Origin of the sequence: Chryseobacterium vrystaatense, from assembly GCF_000737765.1 — a bacterium.
GTDB lineage: Bacteria > Bacteroidota > Bacteroidia > Flavobacteriales > Weeksellaceae > Chryseobacterium > Chryseobacterium vrystaatense.
Genome location: NZ_JPRI01000001.1, coordinates 1,083,046 through 1,105,561, shown reverse-complemented (window position 1 = coordinate 1,105,561; position 22,516 = coordinate 1,083,046). Strand labels below are relative to the sequence as shown.

21 protein-coding genes are annotated in these 22,516 nt (G+C 36.7%); 11 read left to right on the top strand and 10 right to left on the bottom strand.

Going from position 1 to position 22,516, the window contains the following annotated elements:
• Positions 1 to 102 precede the first annotated feature (102 nt).
• From IW16_RS05100 to IW16_RS05085, 4 genes are all read right to left on the bottom strand, one after another.
• Positions 103 to 357 carry an acyl carrier protein gene (locus IW16_RS05100; protein ID WP_034740593.1) on the bottom strand — a complete coding sequence of 85 codons (255 nt, stop codon included), beginning with the start codon at positions 355 to 357 and terminating at the stop codon, positions 103 to 105.
• Between the two features lie 4 nt (positions 358 to 361).
• On the bottom strand, positions 362 to 1,582 hold the full coding sequence (locus tag IW16_RS05095) for a beta-ketoacyl-[acyl-carrier-protein] synthase family protein (protein WP_034740317.1): 1,221 nt from the start codon (positions 1,580 to 1,582) through the stop codon (positions 362 to 364).
• Between the two features lie 99 nt (positions 1,583 to 1,681).
• Positions 1,682 to 2,413 (bottom strand): 3-oxoacyl-ACP reductase FabG, encoded by a 732-nt coding sequence (gene fabG, locus IW16_RS05090; protein WP_034740315.1) that lies wholly within the window; start codon positions 2,411 to 2,413, stop codon positions 1,682 to 1,684.
• Positions 2,414 to 2,486: 73 nt separating this feature from the next.
• The gene (locus IW16_RS05085) at positions 2,487 to 4,007 is read right to left on the bottom strand and encodes an HAL/PAL/TAL family ammonia-lyase (protein WP_034740313.1); all 1,521 of its coding nucleotides are present in this window, start codon (positions 4,005 to 4,007) and stop codon (positions 2,487 to 2,489) included.
• Positions 4,008 to 4,104: 97 nt separating this feature from the next.
• Here IW16_RS05085 and IW16_RS05080 point away from each other — a divergent pair, with 97 nt between their 5' ends.
• Positions 4,105 to 5,355 (top strand): NAD(P)/FAD-dependent oxidoreductase, encoded by a 1,251-nt coding sequence (locus tag IW16_RS05080; RefSeq protein ID WP_034740311.1) that lies wholly within the window; start codon positions 4,105 to 4,107, stop codon positions 5,353 to 5,355.
• Between the two features lie 33 nt (positions 5,356 to 5,388).
• On the opposite strand, the gene IW16_RS25600 is transcribed toward IW16_RS05080, so the two are convergent.
• The 3 genes from IW16_RS25600 to IW16_RS27060 all read right to left on the bottom strand — a co-directional run bounded on the left by IW16_RS25600 (position 5,389) and on the right by IW16_RS27060 (position 9,141).
• Positions 5,389 to 5,994: a hypothetical protein gene (locus IW16_RS25600; RefSeq protein ID WP_051889922.1), complete on the bottom strand. Its 606-nt coding sequence runs from the start codon at positions 5,992 to 5,994 to the stop codon at positions 5,389 to 5,391.
• A gap of 89 nt (positions 5,995 to 6,083) precedes the next feature.
• Positions 6,084 to 7,376 carry a phenylacetate--CoA ligase family protein gene (locus IW16_RS05070; protein WP_034740310.1) on the bottom strand — a complete coding sequence of 431 codons (1,293 nt, stop codon included), beginning with the start codon at positions 7,374 to 7,376 and terminating at the stop codon, positions 6,084 to 6,086.
• A gap of 76 nt (positions 7,377 to 7,452) precedes the next feature.
• Positions 7,453 to 9,141, bottom strand: coding sequence for a M23 family metallopeptidase (locus IW16_RS27060; RefSeq protein WP_034740308.1), 1,689 nt, complete (start codon positions 9,139 to 9,141; stop codon positions 7,453 to 7,455).
• A 210-nt stretch (positions 9,142 to 9,351) separates the two neighbouring features.
• Here IW16_RS27060 and IW16_RS05060 point away from each other — a divergent pair, with 210 nt between their 5' ends.
• The 10 genes from IW16_RS05060 (at position 9,352) to trpS (ending at position 20,168) form a co-directional block, all read left to right on the top strand.
• Positions 9,352 to 12,021, top strand: coding sequence for a hypothetical protein (locus IW16_RS05060; RefSeq protein ID WP_131327837.1), 2,670 nt, complete (start codon positions 9,352 to 9,354; stop codon positions 12,019 to 12,021).
• A gap of 13 nt (positions 12,022 to 12,034) precedes the next feature.
• Positions 12,035 to 12,358 carry a hypothetical protein gene (locus IW16_RS05055; protein ID WP_034740305.1) on the top strand — a complete coding sequence of 108 codons (324 nt, stop codon included), beginning with the start codon at positions 12,035 to 12,037 and terminating at the stop codon, positions 12,356 to 12,358.
• Positions 12,359 to 12,805: 447 nt separating this feature from the next.
• Complete coding sequence (locus IW16_RS05050; RefSeq protein ID WP_034740303.1) at positions 12,806 to 13,123, top strand: hypothetical protein; 318 nt, start codon at positions 12,806 to 12,808, stop codon at positions 13,121 to 13,123.
• Between the two features lie 248 nt (positions 13,124 to 13,371).
• Positions 13,372 to 16,761: an isoleucine--tRNA ligase gene (ileS, locus tag IW16_RS05045; protein ID WP_034740301.1), complete on the top strand. Its 3,390-nt coding sequence runs from the start codon at positions 13,372 to 13,374 to the stop codon at positions 16,759 to 16,761.
• 59 nt (positions 16,762 to 16,820) lie between these two features.
• The gene (locus IW16_RS05040; RefSeq protein ID WP_034740299.1) at positions 16,821 to 17,201 is read left to right on the top strand and encodes a TraR/DksA family transcriptional regulator; all 381 of its coding nucleotides are present in this window, start codon (positions 16,821 to 16,823) and stop codon (positions 17,199 to 17,201) included.
• 81 nt (positions 17,202 to 17,282) lie between these two features.
• Complete coding sequence (locus IW16_RS05035; protein WP_034740296.1) at positions 17,283 to 17,528, top strand: DUF6576 domain-containing protein; 246 nt, start codon at positions 17,283 to 17,285, stop codon at positions 17,526 to 17,528.
• A gap of 21 nt (positions 17,529 to 17,549) precedes the next feature.
• The gene (locus tag IW16_RS05030) at positions 17,550 to 17,735 is read left to right on the top strand and encodes a DUF2683 family protein (protein ID WP_034740294.1); all 186 of its coding nucleotides are present in this window, start codon (positions 17,550 to 17,552) and stop codon (positions 17,733 to 17,735) included.
• The gene (locus IW16_RS05025) at positions 17,735 to 18,373 is read left to right on the top strand and encodes a lipoprotein signal peptidase (protein ID WP_034740292.1); all 639 of its coding nucleotides are present in this window, start codon (positions 17,735 to 17,737) and stop codon (positions 18,371 to 18,373) included. The genes IW16_RS05030 and IW16_RS05025 overlap by 1 nt, the downstream gene beginning before the upstream one ends.
• 15 nt (positions 18,374 to 18,388) lie before the next feature.
• Positions 18,389 to 19,033, top strand: a complete 645-nt coding sequence (locus IW16_RS05020; RefSeq protein ID WP_034740291.1) for a SanA/YdcF family protein — start codon at positions 18,389 to 18,391, stop codon at positions 19,031 to 19,033.
• 166 nt (positions 19,034 to 19,199) lie between these two features.
• Positions 19,200 to 20,168, top strand: coding sequence for a tryptophan--tRNA ligase (gene trpS / locus IW16_RS05015; protein ID WP_034740288.1), 969 nt, complete (start codon positions 19,200 to 19,202; stop codon positions 20,166 to 20,168).
• A 6-nt stretch (positions 20,169 to 20,174) separates the two neighbouring features.
• Here the strand turns inward: trpS and IW16_RS05010 are convergent, their stop codons facing one another.
• The 3 genes from IW16_RS05010 to IW16_RS05000 all read right to left on the bottom strand — a co-directional run bounded on the left by IW16_RS05010 (position 20,175) and on the right by IW16_RS05000 (position 22,509).
• Positions 20,175 to 21,464 (bottom strand): sensor histidine kinase, encoded by a 1,290-nt coding sequence (locus IW16_RS05010; RefSeq protein WP_034740287.1) that lies wholly within the window; start codon positions 21,462 to 21,464, stop codon positions 20,175 to 20,177.
• Positions 21,464 to 22,135 (bottom strand): response regulator transcription factor, encoded by a 672-nt coding sequence (locus tag IW16_RS05005; protein ID WP_034740285.1) that lies wholly within the window; start codon positions 22,133 to 22,135, stop codon positions 21,464 to 21,466. Before IW16_RS05005 ends, IW16_RS05010 begins: the two co-directional genes overlap by 1 nt.
• Before the next feature lie 143 nt (positions 22,136 to 22,278).
• Positions 22,279 to 22,509 (bottom strand): hypothetical protein, encoded by a 231-nt coding sequence (locus IW16_RS05000; protein WP_034740284.1) that lies wholly within the window; start codon positions 22,507 to 22,509, stop codon positions 22,279 to 22,281.
• Positions 22,510 to 22,516 lie beyond the last annotated feature (7 nt).

Here is a 22,516-nt window from a genome sequence, read left to right as displayed (position 1 = left end):
ATTTATCAATATACCAGTGTAACAATTTCCGTTGAAGTTATTGTTGCACTGGTACACTGTTTTATTGTTACATTATTAAAAGAATAAATATTCAATCGATAGCTATGCGTTTTTCTCTGTGATTTTATTTTCAATAGTCGTGTAGAAGTCATCAAACGTGACCATCTTTTTAAAATCTGCTTCTCCTAATTTCACTCCAAAATTAGATTCGATCACTACGACCATATCAATATAGTCCAGGCTGTCCAGCCCCAGCGTTTTTTTCAGGTTGGCGTCATTACTGATTTCATCCCCATCTACTTCGAATTCGTTTACTAAGAAATCATTAACGATGTCAACAATTTTTTCCCTTTCCATGTTTTTAATCAAATTTTTTTACTATTAATGCGGAGTTGGTTCCCCCAAATCCGAAAGAATTTGACAAAAATACGTCAATTTTTTGATTTTTCGTTTTTGATACTAAATTTATCTTTTTTGCCTCATCGTCAGGGTTTTCCAGATTGATGTTTGGTGCAACGAAATCATTCTGCATCATCAGAATGGAGTAAACTACTTCACTAGCTCCTGCCATCCAGCATTCATGCCCAGTCATGGACTTGGTAGAACTTACCGGAACTTCGCTTCCGAAAATTTCATAGATTGCTTTGGCTTCATTGGCATCTCCGATGGGTGTAGAAGTCGCATGAGCATTGATATAATCGATATCTTCTGCTTTTAATCCAGACTGTTTCAGCGCTCTGTCCATCGCCATCGCAGGTCCGTCCACATTAGGTGTGGAAATATGTCCGCCATTTGAAGAAAAACCATATCCAACAATCTCTGCAAGAACAGTTGCCCCTCTTCTCTGTGCAGACTCTAAACTCTCCACAATAAGACTGGCCGCTCCTCCACTTGGGATCAATCCGTCTCTTCCTGAATCAAAAGGTCTTGACGCTTTTGTAGGCTCATCTTCTCTCACCGAGAAAACACCCAGTCCGTCAAAACTTGCCATTGAATATTTATTGGTTTCCTGAGCACCTCCACAAATAATCATATCCTGAAAACCATTCATAATCATCATATATGCCAATCCTAAAGAATGAGAACCGCTGGCACATGCTGCACTGATGGTAAGGTTAATTCCTTTCAGCTTAAAAATCGTTGAAAGATTCATCGTTACCGTAGAATTCATTGATTTGAAGATCGCTCCCGACCCCATCAATGTCGTATCTTTCTTTTCTCTGGCAATATCGATAGATTCCACGACTGCCTGAGAAACACTGTCGTTTCCGTACAGAATTCCTACTTCATGAGCATCCAGAAAATCCTGGTCTATTCCAGCCTGTCTAAGGGCATCACTTGTTGCAAGGTAGGCATATTCACTTTCCTCGCCCATGCTTATCCGCTGGCGTCTGTTGAGTAGGTTTTTCAGGTCCGGTTTCGGCACTACACCTGTAAGACCAGATCTGAATCCGAATTCTTTTCTGTCCTGTACCAAAGCAATACCGGACTTTCCTTGATATAGGGATTCTTTGACTTCTTCCAAAGAGGTCCCGATGCAAGAATAAATTCCCATTCCGGTAATTACAACCCTATTTTCCATTTTTCTGTTAATTTACCAATATCCGTTTAACAATGCAGCAATCCAAATGAGATGACAACAACACTATTACGCTGGTATATTGCTATCCTGTTATATTATTTAAGAGTAGATTCCTCCGTTGATATTCACAATCTCACCGGTAATATAGGAAGCCTTCTTTGAAGCTAAAAATGCCACCAGATCAGCTACTTCTTCCGCTTCTCCAAATCTGTTGGCAGGGATCATAGCTTTAAGCTCATCTTCATTGAAATCCTGGGTCATATCAGTTCTGATAAATCCCGGAGCTACCGCATTTACGGTGATATTTCTTTTGGCAACTTCCTGAGCCAGGGCTTTTGTAACTCCTACCAAAGCTCCTTTTGCTGCTGAGTAATTGGTTTGGCCTGCCGTTCCTTTCACTCCGGAAACAGAGACCATGTTGATAATTCTTCCGTATTTATTACGCAGGAGTTTTTGGATAAAGAAATTAGTTACATTGAAAAAGCCGTTAAGACTTGTATTGATCACGCTGTTCCAATCTTCACTCTGCATCCACATGAATAATCCGTCTCTTGTAATCCCGGCATTATTTACAATCACCTCAACGATCGCATCAGGATTTCTGTCCTGCCATTCCGTAAGAACATTCAGGCTTTCTTCTGCACTGGCTACATCAAACTTCAAAATTTCTCCTGTAGCACCCAGTTCCTGTACTTTAGCCAAAGTTTCCTTTGCTGCTGCTTCATTTGAAGCGTAGTTGATGAGTATATGATAGTTTTTTTCTTCTGCCAGTTTTATACAGACCGCTCTTCCAATTCCCCTGGAGCCGCCTGTTATAATTGCACATTTCATGTGTTAGTGTTTAGTTAGTTTTTTTAAGCTAATTTTTAATTCTTAAGGTAAGACAATTAATCAATGGTAATAATTACATTGCCTTTAAATATTTCTTTACTTCCTCCAGATACGGATACATCACCATATCATCTGAGAAAGCAGGAATGATCTTTCTTATTTCGTCATACAGTTCTTTAGTAGAAGACGAAACTTTATCCTGAAAACCAAGATATTCTACAGCCTGAATGATGGTAATAGCTTCAATCGCCAATACTTCAAATGCATTCTCAATCACTTTTCTGCAGATCACTGCAGCGTTGGTTCCCATGCTCACAATATCCTGATTATCATTATTATTAGGTATACTGTGTACATACATGGAATTCGAAAGCATCTGACTTTCTGCTGTAGTTGATGTTGCCGTAAACTGAACACCCTGCATTCCAAAATTAAACCCTAATTTACCTAAATTTACGAAAGGAGGCAAGATTTCATTGATCTTTGCATTCAAAAGATAGTTCAACTGTCTTTCAGCAAGCATCGTAAGTTTGGTAACAACGATTTTAAGTTTATCCATTTCAAGCGAAATATAATCTCCATGGAAATTTCCACCGTGGTACACATGTTTATCCTCTACATTGATAATCGGGTTGTCATTCGCTGAATTGATCTCATTTTCAAGAACATTTTCAGTATACTGCAAAGTATCTAAAACAGGACCTAAGATCTGCGGAACACATCGTAAAGAATAATATTCCTGAACTTTTTCCTTAAATACTTTTTCCTGTTCTTCAAAGTGCGTATAAAGATGGTCTTCTCTTTTTCTGATCAATTTGCTGTCTGCTAAATGCGCACGCATTCTTTCTGCTACTTTCTGCTGACCATAATGCCTTTTGGTGCCGTTCAAGGCCTCTGAAAGATGGTCATCATAAGCCTGAACAATCTCATTGATCGCACAGGAAAGCCTGATAGAAATATCAGTCAACTGATTGGCCTTATAGGCATTGACAATACCTATCCCAGACATCACAGAAGTTCCGTTCATCAAAGCAAGTCCTTCACGGATTTCTACTTTGATCGGCTCTAATCCTTCTGCTTCAAAAACTTCTTTTGTGAGCTTTCTTTCGCCTTTGTAAAAAACTTCCCCTTCTCCGATTAATACCAAAGCAAGGTGGGCAAGCTGGACCAAATCTCCACTTGCTCCCACTCCTCCGTGCTCGAAGATCAAAGGTGTAATATCTCTGTTGATCAATTCTTTAAGTAAATGAACTACAGATTGGTGAACTCCGGAATTACCAAGCGAAAGTGTATTGAGTCTTGCCAGCATACAGGCTTTTACCTCCTGAGCAGGCAATGGGTTTCCAATCCCTGAAGAATGGCTTCTAATAAGGTTATACTGAAGCTGATGCGTGTCCTCATCACTGATCTTAAACTGAGCCATCGGCCCAAAACCGGTATTCACACCATATATTACTTTATTTCGTGAAAACTCCTTCAAAAACTGAAAACTCGTTTCTACTCTCTCTAAAAGTGGCCCGTCCAGTTCGATTTTTTCATTCTCAATGATAATTTTTTGAAAATCCTTCAGTTCTAAAAAGTTGCTTATTTTCATCAATTAAAAGTAATAGTTGCTAATTTTGTAAAATATTAATTAATTGTCACTAATTTTGCGGCAAAGATAGAAGTTATTATTAAAATAAAAAATCAAGATGAGCAAAGAATTTGTTGATGTTCTCGTAATCGGGGCTGGACCTTCCGGATGCGTATCTTCTTCATACTTAAAGAAGAACAATGTCAACGTAAAAGTTGTTGAAAAGACAAAATTCCCAAGACTTGTAGTAGGTGAGAGCTTAATTCCCAGAGTAATGGATCATTTTGACGAGGCCGGGCTTTTTCCTGCTTTGGATAAAATGGGCTTTGAAAAAAAACTGGGAGCCCGTTTTTTACGGGGTGATGAGGTTTGCATTTTTGATTTCAGCGACAAGTTTGGAGAAGGCTGGGACTGGACCTGGCAGGTTCCAAGAGCTGATTTTGATAATACTTTGGCCCAGGAAGTGATCAACAAAGGTATTGACCTGGAATTTGAGACCGAAGTTATTGATATTCAATTCAACGGCACAGACTCTATCACAACTGTAAAATCTAAAGACGGTGAAACCAAAGAAATACATTCCAGGTTTGTAATCGATTCAAGCGGTTACGGAAGAGTTTTGCCGCGACTTCTTGATCTTGAAAAACCTTCAAAACTATCTCCTCACTCCGCTATTTTTTCTCATGTAGAAGACGTCAACAGAGAGGAAGGGGAAGAAGGAACTTTGATTTCTTTTGACATTATTGAAACTGAAGTATGGCTTTGGGTTATTCCTTTCTCCAATGGAAATACAAGCGTTGGAATTGTGGGGCCTACCGATTATATCGATCAGTTATCTGAAAATGGAGATGCTGCAGAAGCTTTACGAAAAGCCATTTCTCTATCTGATTATTATGTAAAACGTTTCGGCAATGTAGATTTCCTTTTTGAACCAAGGCATTTGAAAGATTACTCATGTTCCGTAAAACAACTCTTCGGTGACGGATATGCGCTTACCGGGAATGCTTCTGAGTTCCTTGACCCGGTTTTCTCATCGGGAATGGCCTTCGCGACAGAATCAGGAATGCTTGCCGCAAAATTAGCTCTGAGACAGCTTAATGGCGAGAAAATCGACTGGCAGAAAGATTACACCGATTATATCCTTTATGGGGTGGATGTTTTCACTACTTATGTGAAGGAATGGTATACGGGAAATCTTCAGGAGTTGTTCTTTCACAGACCTGAAAATGAAGATGTAAAGAGAAAAATATGTGCTGTACTCGCAGGATATGTCTGGAATAAAGACAATCCTTTTGTAAAGAAACATGATACTGTTATTAAAAACCTTGCGAATCTTATTAAGCTGGAAAAACAGCAGGAACAATCATAAAAAAAGCGGTCTGAGTTTCAGACCGCTTTTGTTTTATTTAATAGCTTTTTTGATTTCTGTCCCCAACTTCTTTCCTGTGATTTCATAAGCTGCGGCAATTCTACCATATTCCCAGGAAAAATCTTTATTCATCTTTTTTCCCTGAATTTTATCGGCCTGTAACCTCATCACTACTTTCGAAGGATTATCAGTTTCCACAAAGGTTAACTCCGAAGTTAATTTCGCCTCCTGTGAACCTATCATTCCGCCATACCATCCTGCATAGATCCATTTTGCATCAATAATTAATGTATATTTAGCCTTTACATCATTTTTAAAAATTATTTTTTTTGATTTACTATTGATCCCTTTAAAGAAATACTCTACATATTCTGACTTCTTAAAATTTTCCCATTGAAATATCCAGTTTTTCCAAACTTCTTCATTCTTTTTTGCTGTAATATCCTTTTCTCTGTTTTCAATATACTGTGCTTCGGTAAAATTTTTCTCCTGATAAACAGCATGATCAAATTTCAATTGAACATTGACCTCGGTTTGATCTTTTAAGAAATCAAAGTTTCCTGATTCGAAATTAATTTGATTCTGTGCAAAAGCTGTTGTTGTAATTACCATCAACAACAGCAAAAATAATTTTCTCATGGTTTATAATTTTCTAAAATTTTAAGTTTCAAATGTAGTACAAAAAGCAATTGTCCTGAGCTACCTTCTATTTTTTTTGTAACGAAAGATTATCTCAAATCTATAAACGTAATGGGCTTTCGGCTATTGGGATTAAAAACAGTTTTCGACAAAATATCAAAATCAATGATTTCAATTTTAGGACTTACCCTCAATTTTGCGCGGAAATGATCACGAACTTCATTCACAAAGGTTTCATGATCCTGTTCTGTGCTTAATTTGATGATAATTTCATCCAGCCCTATTTCATTAGACTGAATAACGATCTGATAGCACAAAATGGTATTGAAATCATTTAAAATATCATTCATTGCAGGGGGATAGAGCGTTGTTCCTTTGTATTTGATCATTTGCTGCTTTCGTCCTACAACCGGTCCAAGTCTCATGGTACTTCTCCCGCAGCCACAGGGTTCATGATGTGCTTTTACAATATCTCCTGTTTTGAAACGAAGCAAAGGAATGGCTTCAACACCTAAGGTAGTAATGGTTAGCTCACCATTCTCTCCTTCACCGACAGGATTTTCGTCATCATCAAGAATCTCGGTAATGATCAGTTCAGGATGCTGATGTCCTCCTGTCTGAAATTCACATTCTGTGAAAGCGGTACTCATTTCCGTGGAAGCATAGGTAGAGAATAGCTTAATATCCCATTTCTCTTTAATCTTCTGCGAAAGAATATTATCTGTAAAATCCTGATTTTTGATACTTTCACCAATGCACACTGCCCCATAAACACTGGAATTTTTATAATCAACTCCATGTTTTTCGGCATAATCGATCATTTTCAAAAGAAAAGAAGGAACGGTAATCAGATATTTAGGTTTATATCTGAAAATAGAATCCCACTGCAGCTCCGGAATACCGGGCCCCATTCTCACAACGCTCGCTCCCATTTTTCTCAGGCCCAGAAAGTAAGCCAGACCTGCCATAAACCTTTTGTCTATTGTCGTGATCATCTGGACTACATCTCCTTTCCTTATTCCTGCACAGGCAAAGGAAATGGCTTCATTGTAAGCCAGCCTTTCAAGATCACTGTCTGACAGTCCGAAAGTAACAGGATCTCCCAGTGTTCCGGAAGTTGTACTGTAGTCTACGATTTTATCAGGTGAAATACAAAAGAAATCATCGTTATGCTCCTGCAGATCATTCTTTGTCGTGGTAGGAATTTTTTGCAAATCTTCCAAGGTCTGAATATCAAGGATATTGATATTATTTTCTTTAAACAGTCTCTTGTAAAAAGGTGAATTGTTTTCAAGATAAACTACAAGTTCCCGAAGTTTATGTTCCTGAAACTTTTTGATGTCCTGAAGGTCTGATTTTTCGATAGCCGGATAGAATTCCAATGATTTAATTTTAAGTAACAAATTTATTTAATTAAATTAAAAGATTGAGCGATTAAAAAATTAGAGCCCAAATATTTTATCTCTGAAAGGTAAAAGTTTGTGTATTGGTATTTCCTGCAGTATTGGTTGTCGTCACCTTTAAAGTATGCAGACCTGAGCCTTTCGGACATTTTTCATCAAAAATATAGACAAAATCATCCTTAGTGCGGGCAAAGCGAAGCCATTTTCCATCCAGTTCTGCCCGAAATGAAACAATGTCGCCCACTTTAACTGTTCCTTTCAATCGTAAAGAGCTACTGTTGATCAACACTCCATCCTTCCAACCTGAAGAAACAGAAGGCAAACTTTCATCTAGCAACAGCACTGCTGTACCCAATCTGTTAAACTCTGCTTCCACCCTGTCACCATTCCATTTTCCTTTGACCACATTAGTATCGCTTCCATAATCTAAAAGAGCAACTACTTTTCCTTTTTCTTCATTGGTAAGCTTCCTGTTGGGTTTTATTTTTAAGGTGTAATCATCATGCACCGGAATATAGGGAGAGTGCAGAACAACAGTATTTGAAACTGCATCCGCATTAGTATTTGATTTTTCATACATTTGAAAATTCACTGTGTCATACACTGCATTTTTGCTGAAATTGATTTCGCCATTTTGTGTAGTAATCGTTTTTCCGTTGCCAGCCATTACAATTTCACCAGCAGGAGTAACTTTATCTATTTTTTTATTAAAACGGATTTTTGTTTTCAATCTGCTTGTATTTCCATTGACATCTTTTAGCACAATTTCTATGTTGTGAACTTCTTCATCCTGAAGATTAATTATTCCATTTAAATCAGGGAGACTGTAATTCTTCAGTTTCATTCCTGGTAAAACTGATAAATGCTGAATACCCATTTTATCTCTAATAAACTTCGGATAATCTATACAACCATTCAAATACCGGGTATCATCATAACTAACTTTATCAATGGAAAAACTGTAAATCAAGCGATCATCCATTAGTAATTCTGCATGATAAATCCCGAGATTAAACCCCTGATTGGCCTTATCTACTGCCTTAATTCCAAAACTTACCATTGGTGAGTCAACCTGAATGACGTCAGCTGTATATACCCCTCCAGCTTTTTTCACAGCAATTCCGTTGGCTCCGGGCTCATAAGCACTGAAACGTCTGTCATACCAATAAAGCCCACTGATAATTGGTGCTATCTGATCCGGAATATTAAAACCGAATAATAAAGGATTGATGCAATCTTCCGTTTTTGTATCTCTTATTTCAAAATGCAAATGCGGGCCTGCTGAACCACCGGTATTTCCACTTAGAGCAATGAGCTGTCCCTTGGTTACAGGAAACTGTCCGGCAGAAAAGGTGATATCCTGTTCCCATTTTTCATCTTTATACTGTCTTTCTTTTACATATTCGTCCAGTTTGTCAAAATATTTATTCAGGTGTGCATACACAGTGGTATAGCCATTCGGATGCGTAATATAAACTGCATTTCCAAAACCGTAACGTTCCACTTTTATCCTGCTTACATAACCGTCAGCGGCTGACACAACGCTCAGGTTCTCCTGGCTGTTGGTCCGCAAATCCAAACCCATATGAAAATGATTAGTACGTACGGCTCCAAAGTTGGCAGCCAGCTGCATGGGAATGTTTAAAGGATTCCGGAAATAATTTTGCGGATAGTTTTTCTGAGCTTTTATTGTGAAAGCATTGATGAATAAAGTGATCACCAGGAGTTTGCAAAAAACAGTCATGCGGTCGTTAGATTTAGAGGATTATTTAAAGTTACAAAATTTTAAATAATGAAGAAACTGTTTTTTATACGTCAAGTTCTGGCGTTTACAGCATTGATATTTGCATCATAAAGGTTGGGATCATAAATCAAGATGAATATTACCTTATCTGAACCCATATCGAGACAGGAACCAAAACAGAAAATATTATTTAATGAAAAAAACAAAAAAATGAATTTTAAAGAATACTTAAAAGGAATAGACGATTTTGATAAGATAAGCCGGGAAATATGGGCAGACATGAAGGGTGAAAAAATAGTCACCAGTTCTATAGAACCTTTTTTCACAAACCTTTGGGTGGATGAGGAAAAGATCTTCAGACTACTGACGTCTTCAACAGATTTCAGTACCTATCTCTTTAATGCGAAACAAAACTTTATCAATTCTTCACAGGGAGTGGAAAAAGTAAACCTAAAAGCAATACCTCCCTCAAGAATTGATAATGTAAGGGTAAAAACCAAAATGATTGAAAAGCTTGTCATCCAGGAGCCTAAAATAGAGGATGCAAAATTTCAAAACTCATTTTTAGAACGTATGGACAACAAAGTTTGGGTCAATGTAAGCCCCGGCTATATTGATCCTAAAAAATACACTCATCATACAGAAATAGGTATTAAAGAAAAAAAAATAGAATGCACGATCAATATTCCGTACCGGGACTATAACCGGGAAGCAACACAGACTGTAATAAATGAGGTCGAAACGACTATAAGCTACTCTTCAGAAGCTGCTGATGCCATAAAAATTAAAGTAAGTGATGTAGAAGATTATATGGCTGCCATCACTTATCTTTTTCCATATCACAGAGACATGGCACAGGTCGCCCTGATCTCTCATTTTGAAGATGCAGGAAGAGGACTAACTTCAATTGATGATTTAATGTTTTTTTATAATCAGCTGCCTAACTTTGCATTAACTGGTGTAGATTACAAAGGAAAAGCTAAAAAACTCTCCGATCAGTTATTGTGGGATCATTTCTTACAGTTTTTAAATTATGACTCCCAACTGCTTCGGGATGTAGATACAATAGGTAAAGCTGCCGCTTTAGTGGTGGAGCCTTTCAGAGACAAAAGCCGATATGCGATCCGTATTCTTACAGCAATTTCCGGAGAATTTGTTTATAAAAAAATCAAAAATGACCCTAAGCTCATTCTTCATATTTATCATTCTTTAGATGGAGAGAGTGTTTATATGGGAAAAGGTATCATTTCAGATACCAATCAGGTGGCTCATGGACAAATGTTTGAGAATAAAGAACTTTTTGTCATTTATGTAACTGCTTTCATGCAGGCTCAGCATGCTATGGATGACGCTCATCAGCCTTTACAAGCAGGGAGTCTTTTCGCATTTGGAGTCAGCAGAGATTCTGACACTATTGAAAGGCATTGTGAGCTCACCGGATATTTCATGGAAGGAGATCCTGATAATATCGTCACACTAATCAATACCGTAAAAGTCTGGAATATAAAAACGGAAAAAATTGAAGTTGAGAATGAAATTGAAAATGGAGAATTCAGACCGTTGGACATGTTACATCTCAAAGTTTATGAAAAGGTAAAACTGCGTACAGGCAACACTCAAACTATTGAAACGGATACTGAAGTTCCTGCATTATTTCTATATCACATCGCACAAAAGAAAGCAGCAGAGGACGCACTGCGATGTCTGCGTGTTGCAGCTGATCTTATAGTCATATCCGCCAGTCTTGCCTCCATAGAATCCGGAGTATCTGGATTACCTTTATACGCAGCTTATGCAGATATTGGGATTGCACTTTCAGATTTTTATATTGAAACTCAGCTCAGAGATGAGCTTAAAATGACAACCAAAGGGAAAAAGCTTTTAGAACTATGGGATGATATTTACATAGCTCAAGGTACAGCAAGCGCTATGGTAAGCATGCTTCCGAAAGCACGAAAAGCGTTGGATGTAACAGTAGAAGTATTATATACTTCCAGATATCCTTCTCAGCAGAAAAGCCTTAAGAAATTAATTGAAAATACATTATATTCGTTTCCTTTAAGAGATTATTCCAAAAGAGGATTAACAATTCTTTTAAAAGACGGTGTCAAAAATATTACAAAGCACTCTTCTGCTTTCGAGAAACTGAATGTACTTTTTGTTGAGAATGCGGAGAAAGAAATTGCAGTTCTTTATAAAGGTGAAAAATTCTTTCAGACAGATTCCTACGGAAGAACTGGTAAGTTTTTAGATTATCTATACAGAAAAGCAGGAGGCAACAGTGCAAAGCTAGAGGAAGAAATGAGCCGCCTTGTTGGGATGGCGGAAAACCTACCTGTTTCTACAACTGTTATAACGGTAGAAAAGTTTGAGGCAGGATTAAAAGCTCTTCAAGAAGCTGACATAACAGCTGAAAATGCAATAGACTTTTTTAATGAGGCAAGAATTTATTTTAATCATAAAGTAGTATTAAATGAGAAGGGTAAAAAAGTTGTTGTACAAATAGCAAGTCATAACTGCGTAGAAGTGGTAAAAGTAGTAGAAGATTTTTTTAGAACGGGAAAGATTAATACCGCTGCCGTTTCTGAAGCTCAAGATTATTTGGTAGATCTTAGTCTATGGTTTCAAAATAAGTATGGAATTAAAAGAGGTCTCGAACACATTGACAATGTTGGAGTTTTACATACAAGGATGATTAATAATGAAAGAGGTATTCTTCTTTGTATAAGGGGAGGTCGAAAACAACATCATGTTATTAATGTTATTAAAAAAAATGATAATAAAATTGCAACCTTTATTGATTTACAGACTATTGAAGGGAAAATAAATTTAAAAAAAGGAGAAGAATTCATCGGATTTAAATATATGAAAACAAATTAAAATTAATAAAGTCATGTTAACAGAACAACAAGTTATAGAAATAGCAAAAAACTACGTAAAAGAAAGAAAAGAAAAGAGCGGATTAGACCTTATCATTTTAGATAACGAAGCAATTAAAAAGCCTTATGGGATTATATTTTTTTACAATACAAAAAAATATAATGAAACAAGAAATGATGATGATAATACTTTACTTGGGAATGCTCCTTTCTTGGTAGAAAATAAAACAGGAAATATTGTCGTATTTGGAACCAGTAAGTCTGAAGAATACTACATTCAAGAATATGAAGCAGGAAGATTTACTAATACATTAGGATTTAACAGTAGCCTAGAATAATTAATTAACCACCTTCATGGTGGTTTTTGTATTTTTAGCAAATAGATTATTATTGTCAGGTAAACAAGAGCAATTTCCATGGATGAATTATATGATACATTAAATAGACAATATGTTAGCAGGCAGTCAAATGCTAGAAATAGCAAAAAATACATAAAATTAAACGAAGGCGAAGCCAGCATATAACTCATTTTTTTTGAACCACTTACAATAAATAAACCTTATGGGAACATCTATTTTTATGGAACAAAAGATTCTACAAAACATCGTTTAGCAGGCAACGGCCTATTCCTCGTAAAAAACGATACAGGTATAGTCATTCAATTTGGGACATCTGACGATGTAGAGTATTATTTAAATGGGTATGAATATGGCATATGGAAACCCAGTACTCATGGAGTTTGGGATCCTAATCAAAGCTAATATTACCAAAAAAAATTAACTACTATGTTATCAAATATAGAAATCATCAATGTAGCAAAAGACTATGTAGAAAATTTAAGTCAAAAATGGGAAGTAGAACTTACTATTGCAGAAGAATTTTCAATTCGAAAAGAGTATGGTATGATATTTTACTTTAATTCAAAAAAATATATAGAAGATAAAATTGAAAGAGCCAAATTAATAGGTTGTTCCTCATTCTTAGTAGAAAGTAATACTGGTAAAATTGTAGTATTTGGAACGAATAGATCCATTGACTATTATATCAAAGAATACGAAGCAGGGAAATGGCCAAACATGCCAAGACTTAGTGATTTTGAGTAACTTACAACCACCTTCGGGTGGCTTTTTTTATCAAATAAAGTTTCGTAAAAGCAATGTTTATATAGAATAAAAATGCTGAAAAAATTAACCGATTTACCATTCAGCATTCACTTCTGCCTCTTCTTTTCATTTATATTTCTGAAATTGAACTTTTTAATAGATATAAGCTAAATAAAACATATATTATAAACCGACAAAATTTAGTAAATTTGCAGACTTAATTAATCAACGATATTGAGATATTTACAATGAGCCAATTTAAAGAATACAAAAACCTCAACCTTATTGACATAGCCGAGAATGTATCGGAGTTTTGGAAACAGAATAAAACGTTCAGTAAAAGTGTTGAGATTCGCGAGGGTAATGCCGAGTTTGTTTTTTATGAAGGACCTCCTTCTGCAAACGGTATGCCCGGAATTCACCACGTTATGGCCAGAGCATTAAAGGATATTTTTTGTCGTTACCAGACTCAGAACGGAAAACAGGTTTTTCGTAAAGCGGGCTGGGATACACATGGACTTCCTGTAGAACTGGGCGTAGAAAAAGAATTAGGAATTACTAAAGAGGATATTGGCAAAAAAATCTCTATTGAAGACTACAATAAAGCTTGTCGTGAAGCAGTAATGCGATATACAGACGTATGGAACAACCTTACGGAAAAAATCGGATACTGGGTAGATCTTGAAGATCCGTACATCACGTATAAGTCAAAATATATGGAGACGGTTTGGTGGTTGCTGAAGCAGTTGTATAATAAGGAATTATTGTACAAAGGCTACACGATCCAGCCTTATTCTCCAAAAGCAGGAACAGGATTGTCTTCTGCCGAATTAAATATGCCGGGAACTTATCACGATGTTTCTGATACTACCGTTGTAGCTCAGTTCAAAGTAAAGAAAGAATCTTCTGACTTATTTAGTGATGTTGAAGGAGATGTAAGCATTCTTGCATGGACGACAACTCCCTGGACCTTGCCATCCAACACAGCATTGGCTGTAGGAAGAGATATTGAATATGTTTTAGTTACAACGTTCAACCAATATACATTTGAACCGATAATTGTTGTTTTATCCAGAGTTCTTTTACCTAAAGTATTCGGTAAGAAATATGCAGAAGGAACGGATGATGATTTCGCAGCTTATACTGCAGAAAGCAAAGTGATTCCTTTCAAAGTAGTAAAAGAATTTACAGGAGAAAAGCTTGCCGGATCTCAATATGAGCAGCTGATCCCGTGGTTTACGCCTAATGATTCCCCTGAAAAAGCTTTCAGAGTGATCACCGGAGATTTTGTAACGACTGAGGACGGAACCGGTATCGTACACATCGCTCCTACTTTTGGTGCTGATGATGCAAGAGTGGCCAAAGAAGCGGGAATTCCGCCCATGTTGATCAAAGACGAAAATGATAATCTGGTTCCGCTGGTAGATTTACAGGGGAGGTTTATCAAGGGAGAAAATGTTCCTGAATTATTCTCAGGAAAATATATCAAGAACGAATATTACGATGATGGAACTGCGCCTGAAAAATCCTGGGATGTAGAACTGGCAATCGTTCTGAAGACCGAAAACAAAGCTTTCAAAGTAGAGAAATACGTTCACAGTTACCCACACTGCTGGAGAACTGACAAGCCGGTATTATACTATCCGCTGGATTCATGGTTTGTCAAAATGACTGCTGTGAAAGAAAGATTAGTAGATTTAAACAAAGAAATTAACTGGAAACCTAAATCAACGGGAGAAGGACGTTTTGCGAACTGGATTGAAAACGTAAACGACTGGAATTTATCCCGTTCAAGATATTGGGGAGTTCCGTTACCGATCTGGAGAACTGAAGATCTTAAAGAAGAAAAGATCATCGGATCTGTAGAGGAATTATACAACGAAATAGAAAAATCCATAGAGGCGGGATTCATGAAAGAGAATCCGTTCAAAGGTTTTGTGATTGGAAATATGTCTGAGCAGAACTATGAATTGGTGGATCTTCATAAAAATGTAGTAGACAAAATAATTTTAGTTTCAGATTCAGGAAGAGTAATGAAGCGTGAAAGTGACTTAATCGACGTTTGGTTCGATTCAGGTTCGATGCCTTACGCCCAGTTGCATTATCCTTTTGAGAATAAAGAATTAATTGACAATAATAAAGCGTTCCCTGCAGATTTTATCGCAGAGGGCGTTGACCAGACGCGTGGTTGGTTCTACACCCTTCACGCGATCGGAACAGCGGTTTTTGATTCAGTTGCTTATAAAAATGTAATGAGTAACGGTCTTGTTTTGGATAAAAACGGATTGAAAATGTCAAAATCCAAAGGAAATGCAGTAGATCCTTTCGAAACACTTTCAGTATATGGACCAGATGCTACCAGATGGTATATGATCTCGAATGCCAACCCTTGGGAAAACCTGAAGTTCGACATTGAAGGAATCGACGAAGTGAGAAGAAAGTTCTTCGGAACACTTTATAATACCTATTCATTCTTTGCACTGTATGCGAATGTGGATGGATTCAATTATACAGAAAAAGAAGTGGAGAACCGTCCGGAAATCGACCGGTGGATCCTTTCTGAACTTAATCTTTTAATTAAAGAAGTAAAAACATTCTACGAAGATTACGAACCGACAAGAGTAGCCAGAGCGATCAACACGTTTGTGAATGACAACCTGAGCAACTGGTATGTGAGATTATGCAGAAGACGTTTCTGGAAAGGAGATTATTCTGATGACAAAATCTCTGCTTATCAGACTTTATATACCTGTCTTGAAACTGTGGCGAAATTATCCGCTCCTATTGCTCCATTCTTTATGGATCAATTGTATCAGGATCTGAATAAGGTAACAGGAAAAGAGAACTGTGAATCTGTACATTTAACGGATTTCCCTGTAGCTGACGAAAGTCTGATCGATCAGGATTTGGTAGAAAAAACGCATCTGGCGCAGAATATTACAAGTATGGTTTTCTCTTTAAGAAAGAAAGAAAATGTAAAAGTTCGCCAGCCGTTACAGAAAGTTTTGATTCCGGTTCTTGATGCTAAAACAGAAGAGCAGATTCTAGCGGTTGCAGAACTGATCAAGCAGGAAGTAAATGTTAAAGAACTTCAGCTGATTAATGCGGAAGAAGCTTCCCATTTAATTGTAAAACAGATCAAACCGAATTTCAAAGCGTTAGGTCCTAAGTTAGGAAAAGACATGAAAACGGTAGGGGGAGAAATCGCCAATTTGAATACAGAACAAATCGCCAGTCTTGAAAAAGAAGGAAAAATAGATATCCAGGGTTACGAGATTACTCTCGACGATGTAGAAATTTCTACAAAAGATATCCCGGGATGGACTGTAACTTCTGATGGAAAAACGACTGTGGCATTAGATTTGACGTTAACAGAAGAATTAAAATCTGAGGGTATCGCAAGAGAGTTCATCAACAGAATTCAGAACCTGCGAAAAGAGAAGGACTTTGAACTGACAGACAGAATAAAAATCTCCATTGAAGAAAACTCACCATTCATTGAAGATGTTAGGAAAAATGAGGAATATATTTCATCCGAGGTCTTGTCAAATAAAATAGAAATTGTATCTTCACTTTCAAATTTTAACGAAATCGAAATAGATGAGGTTAATTTTAAGATAAATGTTGAAAAAAATTAACATATAGTTATTGTTTTTTAAATTCCATTTCATAATTTTATTAAAAAAGAGAAAAGAACATGTCAGACGAAAGAGTAAGATATAATGATTCTGATTTACAAGAGTTTAAAGCGATCATTAAAGAAAAAATAGAGAAAGCAGAAAAAGATTTGCAACTGATCAGAGAGAGTTTCATCAATGACCAGAATAATGGTACGGATGATACATCTCCTACATTCAAAGCTTTTGAAGAAGGAGCTGAGACGTTAAGCAAAGAACAAAACTCTATTTTAGCAGGACGCCAGGAAAAATTTGTTCGTGATCTTAAAAATGCTTTGATCAGAATTGAGAACAAGACCTACGGTGTTTGCAGAGTAACAGGAAAGCTGATTCCTAAAGAAAGATTATTGGCTGTACCTCATGCTACGTTAAGCATTGAAGCGAAAAATATGCAGAAATAAACCGTAAGGTTTGTAAAAAATAATATTGGGTTTATATCGTATTCATGAATACTTTATAAACCTAATTTTTAATGTATATCCATGAGCGGAATATTAATTTTAGGCATCATTGTGGTTGCTGTTTTACTGTTTTTCAACAGAACCTGGATCAAAAACAGATTCTTTCCCGATCAACAGAAGAACTATACCATCGATGATCAGTTTAATTCTGATAAACGCGAGAGAGAAAAAGAAGTCGACAGACTTTTGAGTAAGATGGGCAAAAACGGGATCAACGATCTATCTCCAAAAGATAGAAAGAGACTCGATGAGCTGTCCAAAATGTAAAAATTTAAAATAGATAAGAAAATGGAATCGATCATAGTACATCCTAAAAATCCTATGGAGCTGAGTGCACTGAAGAGTGTTTTAAAAGATATGAATATCAGATATGAAAGGGCTCAGACCAAAAATACTTTCCATACAGAAAAAGTGGCCAAGAAGATTTTCGATAAGAAAAACCCGGATAAACCTTCTAAACCAAAAGGATTGTAATGAAAAAGATCTTAGCTATAACATTTTTAGTATTGTTAATTGATCAGGCTTCAAAAATTTACATCAAAACCCATTTTAATCTGGATGACAGTATCACTGTACTTCCAGGTTTCAAACTGACTTTCGTAGAAAATCCCGGAATGGCTTACGGCCTTCATTTCGGAGGGATCATTGGAAAATATTTTCTGGTTATCCTTAGGCTTTTCTTAATCGGAGGAATGGTCTATATGTTTAAGAAATGGCTGAAGCAGGGAGCTTCCAATTATCTTCTGATCCCAATGGCTATTATTTTTGCCGGTGCGATTGGAAATATCATCGACGGAATGTTCTATGGTCTTATATTCGACAGCGGAACGGTGTATGACCAAAGTATCGACCGATGGATCGGATACGGCGGCATTTCTAAGTTTGTTCCCATTGGACAAGGCTACTCTTCTTTTATGAAAGGCTGTGTAGTAGATATGCTGCACTTTCCTTTAGTAGACTGGTATGTTCCTGAAAACATCCCTTTGATTGGTGGTAAGCACCTTGAATTCTTCAAATACATTTTCAATGTTGCTGATTCTGCTATTACAGTAGGTGCCGCATTATTATTAATATTCAGAAAAAAAGCTTTCCCGAACGGACTTGAGTTTTAAAAAACAGTATTCCGGATGAAAAAAGTAATCAAAAATATTTTTAAAATTTTCCTGCTGCTTTTTGCAGTGGGAATTATTTTTATAGCCTGGGCCAATTACAGCATCATAAAAGACAGCAGTCCGTTTGTTTCTTATAAGATTTCTGATGTTCCCGAAGCTAAAACAGCTTTATTGCTCGGAACCGGAAAGAATTTGAGCAACGGAATGCCCAATGCTTATTTCTACAACAGAATTCAGGCGGCCATTGATCTTTTTAAAAGCGGAAAAGTTCAGTATATCATTGTAAGTGGAGACAACAGCACCAAAGATTATAATGAACCTGAAGACATGCAGCTCGCTCTGATGAAATACGGCATTCCGAAAGACAGGATCGTAATGGATCATGCCGGATTCCGGACTTTAGATTCGGTGATCAGGGCTAAAGATATTTTCGGGCAGAATAAACTGGTGATTATTTCGCAAAAATTTCACAACGAAAGAGCGGTCTTTCTTGCCAGAGAGAACGGAATGGAAGCTTTTGGGTATAATGCAAATGACGTCAACAAATATGCAGGTTTAAAAACGAATCTGAGAGAGTATCTCGCCAAAACAAAAGTCTACTGGGACCTGCTTTTTGGAGTACAGCCGAAGTTCGGAGGAGAGAAGATCTTCATTCCTTAATTTTTTTCTTGCTGATAAAACATATTTAATATGATCATTCAAAAAGATTTCTAAGTCTTTTTTAGCCAAAACTTTTCCGTATTTTAATTTTAAGAAAACATCTGTGTATTCTGCGGGAGAATTAATTAAATTTGCAATTCATTAATTTTATAAATAATTTAAACAAATGTCAAGAATTCTTACCGGCATTCAAGCCACCGGAACACCCCATCTTGGAAATCTTCTTGGGGCAATCATTCCTGCTATTGAACTTTCCAAGCAGGAGGGAAATGAATCATTTTTATTCATCGCTAATCTTCATTCTCTTACCCAGATTAAAGATGCGAAGGTTTTAAAACAGAATACCTACGAGATCGCTGCGGCTTGGCTTGCTTGTGGGCTGGATACAGAAAAAACATATTTTTACAGACAGAGTGATATTCCCGAAACCTGTGAACTTTCTTGGCATTTATCATGTTTTTTTCCATATCAGAGATTAACCCTTGCGCACTCATTTAAAGATAAAGCAGACAGACTTCAGGACGTTAATGCCGGGCTGTTTACCTACCCTATTCTGATGGCTGCAGACATTTTACTGTATGATGCGGAAATTGTTCCTGTAGGAAAAGATCAGCTGCAGCATCTGGAAATCGCCCGTGATGTAGCATCAAGATTCAACAATCAGATGGGAGAAGTTTTTGTACTGCCTCAGTCTGAGCTTCAGGAAGACACGAAATATGTTCCCGGAACAGATGGCCGTAAAATGTCTAAATCCATGGGAAATATCATTAATATTTTCTTACCTGAAAAGGAACTGAAAAAACAGGTAATGAGTATAGAAACTGATTCTAAAGCTCTTGAAGAACCTAAAGACCCCAAAACAGATAAGGTATTTGCCATCTACGAACTGATTGCTACTCCAGAACAGACAGAGGAATTAAGAGCTAAATATCTTGCCGGAAACTTCGGTTACGGACACGCAAAATTAGAACTGTTGAATTTGATTTTGACCCGTTTTGAGAAAGAAAGAGAAATGTTCAGTTATTATATGAACAATCTGGACGAATTGGAAGCTAAACTTCAGGAAGGCGCTGCAAAAACAAGAGTCGTTGCAACAGAAACTATTAGAAAAGTAAGAGCGAGCTTAGGAATTTAAGCATTACTATAGTAAAGCGTTGTTTTTTGAAAGAATAAAGCAATGCATTCCATCTTCGAACTCATAAGCAATATCCCATCCGGGATATTGTTTTATTATAGTCTTAATGATAGAAAGCCCCAAGCCGGTAGAACTGTGATCCGAGCCCTTCTTATAAAATCGGGTGAAGATCTGCTGCCTGTCCAGGGGAATATCACTGCCGCTATTACGGAATATAAGTCTGTCGTTTTCTATGATGACATCCACAGTTCCTCCGTGAGTGTTATATTTAACGGCATTTTTCAATAAATTGGAAAGAAGAATACCTGCCAGATCAGTATTAAAATCCGCCCCAAAGAAGCCTTTTTCAATTACTTTGACCTGAACTTTTTTAAACTCTATAAAATCTTCATAATTATTGACCAGCTCTGCAATCAACTCATTAAAATCAACTTTAGAGGTTTTAGTGAACTGGCTGTTCTCTATTTTTGAAAGCATCAGCAGAGATTTATTTAGCCCTGTCATTCTTCGCAGATCGCTTTTTAATTCTGAAATTAAAGTCAGATTTTTCTTATCCAGATTTTCATTCTGTATCATCAGATCAATTTTATTGATCATAATCGCCAGCGGCGTCTGAAGTTCATGGGAGGCGTTTTCTATAAACTGTTTCTGCTGATGAAAAACAAGTTCGTTACGCTCGATCATTTCATTAATTTCAATATTTAATTCTTCAAATTCTTTTATAGAATAATTTTGAGGTTCACTAAAAGACGAAACCCCAAACTGATATTTTTTAAGCTTATCTAAAATTAAATAAAACGGGCGCATGGCTTTATGAAGCAGAAATCCATTAACTGCAATGATACTTATGACCAACAAAAGGTATAAAACAATTAATGCTGTTGTAAGGTCATATACCAACTCATCCTCTTCTACTGTAGATGTTCTGATGGTGAGCTGCTGATGCTTCCCGAACTGGTCTATAAAATCAGTTTTAAGGACTCGATAAGGCTGTTCTTCGTCATCATATTCCATATAATACATTTTATTATACAGACTGTTTTTATCTTTATATTCTGATGTGGAGATAGGATTTATCTTAAACTCATTAAAGCCAAACTCATTATTTCGCAACAAATTTTCGTCAAGATAAACCGCCTTAATAATTTGTATTTTCCTGTTTTTTAAGCCGTCGTCTACATTATCATATACTTCATCTAGAATATAGGCATAAAACAACGCAGCCCATACCGCAATGATCAGTAATAAAATAGTGATCAGGTATTTTATGGTATAATATTTTAGAGAAACTTTCATTAAATAAATTTATAACCAATGCCATAAACAGCCTGAAAATCAGCTTCAGCTTTCAGGTCTTTTAATTTTTTACGTAGATTTTTTATCTGAGAATAGATAAAGTCCAGACTGTCCGCCTGATCTATATAATCTCCCCAGATCGCTTCAGCTAAAGTTGTCTTCTGCAGCGTCTTTTCAGGATGGATCACAAAATAGTACAGAAGATCATACTCCTTGCGGTTAAGGACCAGTTCTTCATTCCCCACTTTAGCAATTCTGTTTTCCGGATCAATGACGATATTCTTGTAGGTGATCATATTCTCGCCGTCCTGATTTTTTCTTCTGATAACCGATCTGATTCTCGCCATCAGCTCTGCAAGGTGGAACGGTTTCGCCAGATAATCATCAGCCCCTATCTCAAGCCCTGCTACTTTATCGTCTACAGAATCTTTGGCAGATAAAATGATCACAGGATCTTTTTTATGCAGTTTCTTGATCTCCCTGAGTAATTCTATCCCATTTCCATCCGGCAGCATAATATCGAGTAAAATACAGTCGTATTCATATGAGATAATCTTTTCCAGGCCGGCACTGTAAGTAAGAGCATATTCTACAATAAAATGTTCTGCTTCCAGAAAAGTCTGTACAGTGTCTTTAAGTTCCGGTTCATCTTCTACAATTAATATCTTCATTCTGCAGTATTAGGGCTTATCAAATATATGAAATTATAACCTGACCTAAGGCCGGAAGAAGGAAGCTGGAAATTGTTTATGGCCAATGAATATGCTGCATCCACTACCCAAGTTCTTTAACTTCCAGCGTCCACCTTCCTTTTCTAATTCGTCTTTACCGGACGCCCACAGGCATCAAAAGTAAGGCACAAACCGCCCATCAGATGGATTTTATAAGCATTGTACTTCTTTTCGATAGAATCTGCCACACTGCATGGGTAGTGCCTTGTCAAAAAAGAAACAATGGTCTTTCTTATACTTTGAGAAGAAACCTGTTCTTCGCTGCTCTTGATTATATTCCAATTAACCATAATATTAAGTTTTAAGGTGTTCATATGTTTA

What these genes read in the sequence shown, in the direction of transcription:
- IW16_RS05100 (WP_034740593.1), bottom strand. Translation starts at nt 357, where the DNA reads ATGGAAAGGGAAAAAATTGTTGACATCGTTAATGATTTCTTAGTAAAC.
- IW16_RS05095 (WP_034740317.1), bottom strand. Translation starts at nt 1,582, where the DNA reads ATGGAAAATAGGGTTGTAATTACCGGAATGGGAATTTATTCTTGCATC.
- fabG (WP_034740315.1), bottom strand. Translation starts at nt 2,413, where the DNA reads ATGAAATGTGCAATTATAACAGGCGGCTCCAGGGGAATTGGAAGAGCG.
- IW16_RS05085 (WP_034740313.1), bottom strand. Translation starts at nt 4,007, where the DNA reads ATGAAAATAAGCAACTTTTTAGAACTGAAGGATTTTCAAAAAATTATC.
- IW16_RS05080 (WP_034740311.1), top strand. Translation starts at nt 4,105, where the DNA reads ATGAGCAAAGAATTTGTTGATGTTCTCGTAATCGGGGCTGGACCTTCC.
- IW16_RS25600 (WP_051889922.1), bottom strand. Translation starts at nt 5,994, where the DNA reads ATGAGAAAATTATTTTTGCTGTTGTTGATGGTAATTACAACAACAGCT.
- IW16_RS27060 (WP_034740308.1), bottom strand. Translation starts at nt 9,141, where the DNA reads ATGACTGTTTTTTGCAAACTCCTGGTGATCACTTTATTCATCAATGCT.
- IW16_RS05060 (WP_131327837.1), top strand. Translation starts at nt 9,352, where the DNA reads ATGAATTTTAAAGAATACTTAAAAGGAATAGACGATTTTGATAAGATA.
- IW16_RS05055 (WP_034740305.1), top strand. Translation starts at nt 12,035, where the DNA reads ATGTTAACAGAACAACAAGTTATAGAAATAGCAAAAAACTACGTAAAA.
- IW16_RS05050 (WP_034740303.1), top strand. Translation starts at nt 12,806, where the DNA reads ATGTTATCAAATATAGAAATCATCAATGTAGCAAAAGACTATGTAGAA.
- ileS (WP_034740301.1), top strand. Translation starts at nt 13,372, where the DNA reads ATGAGCCAATTTAAAGAATACAAAAACCTCAACCTTATTGACATAGCC.
- IW16_RS05040 (WP_034740299.1), top strand. Translation starts at nt 16,821, where the DNA reads ATGTCAGACGAAAGAGTAAGATATAATGATTCTGATTTACAAGAGTTT.
- IW16_RS05035 (WP_034740296.1), top strand. Translation starts at nt 17,283, where the DNA reads ATGAGCGGAATATTAATTTTAGGCATCATTGTGGTTGCTGTTTTACTG.
- IW16_RS05030 (WP_034740294.1), top strand. Translation starts at nt 17,550, where the DNA reads ATGGAATCGATCATAGTACATCCTAAAAATCCTATGGAGCTGAGTGCA.
- IW16_RS05025 (WP_034740292.1), top strand. Translation starts at nt 17,735, where the DNA reads ATGAAAAAGATCTTAGCTATAACATTTTTAGTATTGTTAATTGATCAG.
- IW16_RS05020 (WP_034740291.1), top strand. Translation starts at nt 18,389, where the DNA reads ATGAAAAAAGTAATCAAAAATATTTTTAAAATTTTCCTGCTGCTTTTT.
- trpS (WP_034740288.1), top strand. Translation starts at nt 19,200, where the DNA reads ATGTCAAGAATTCTTACCGGCATTCAAGCCACCGGAACACCCCATCTT.
- IW16_RS05010 (WP_034740287.1), bottom strand. Translation starts at nt 21,464, where the DNA reads ATGAAAGTTTCTCTAAAATATTATACCATAAAATACCTGATCACTATT.
- IW16_RS05005 (WP_034740285.1), bottom strand. Translation starts at nt 22,135, where the DNA reads ATGAAGATATTAATTGTAGAAGATGAACCGGAACTTAAAGACACTGTA.
- IW16_RS05000 (WP_034740284.1), bottom strand. Translation starts at nt 22,509, where the DNA reads ATGAACACCTTAAAACTTAATATTATGGTTAATTGGAATATAATCAAG.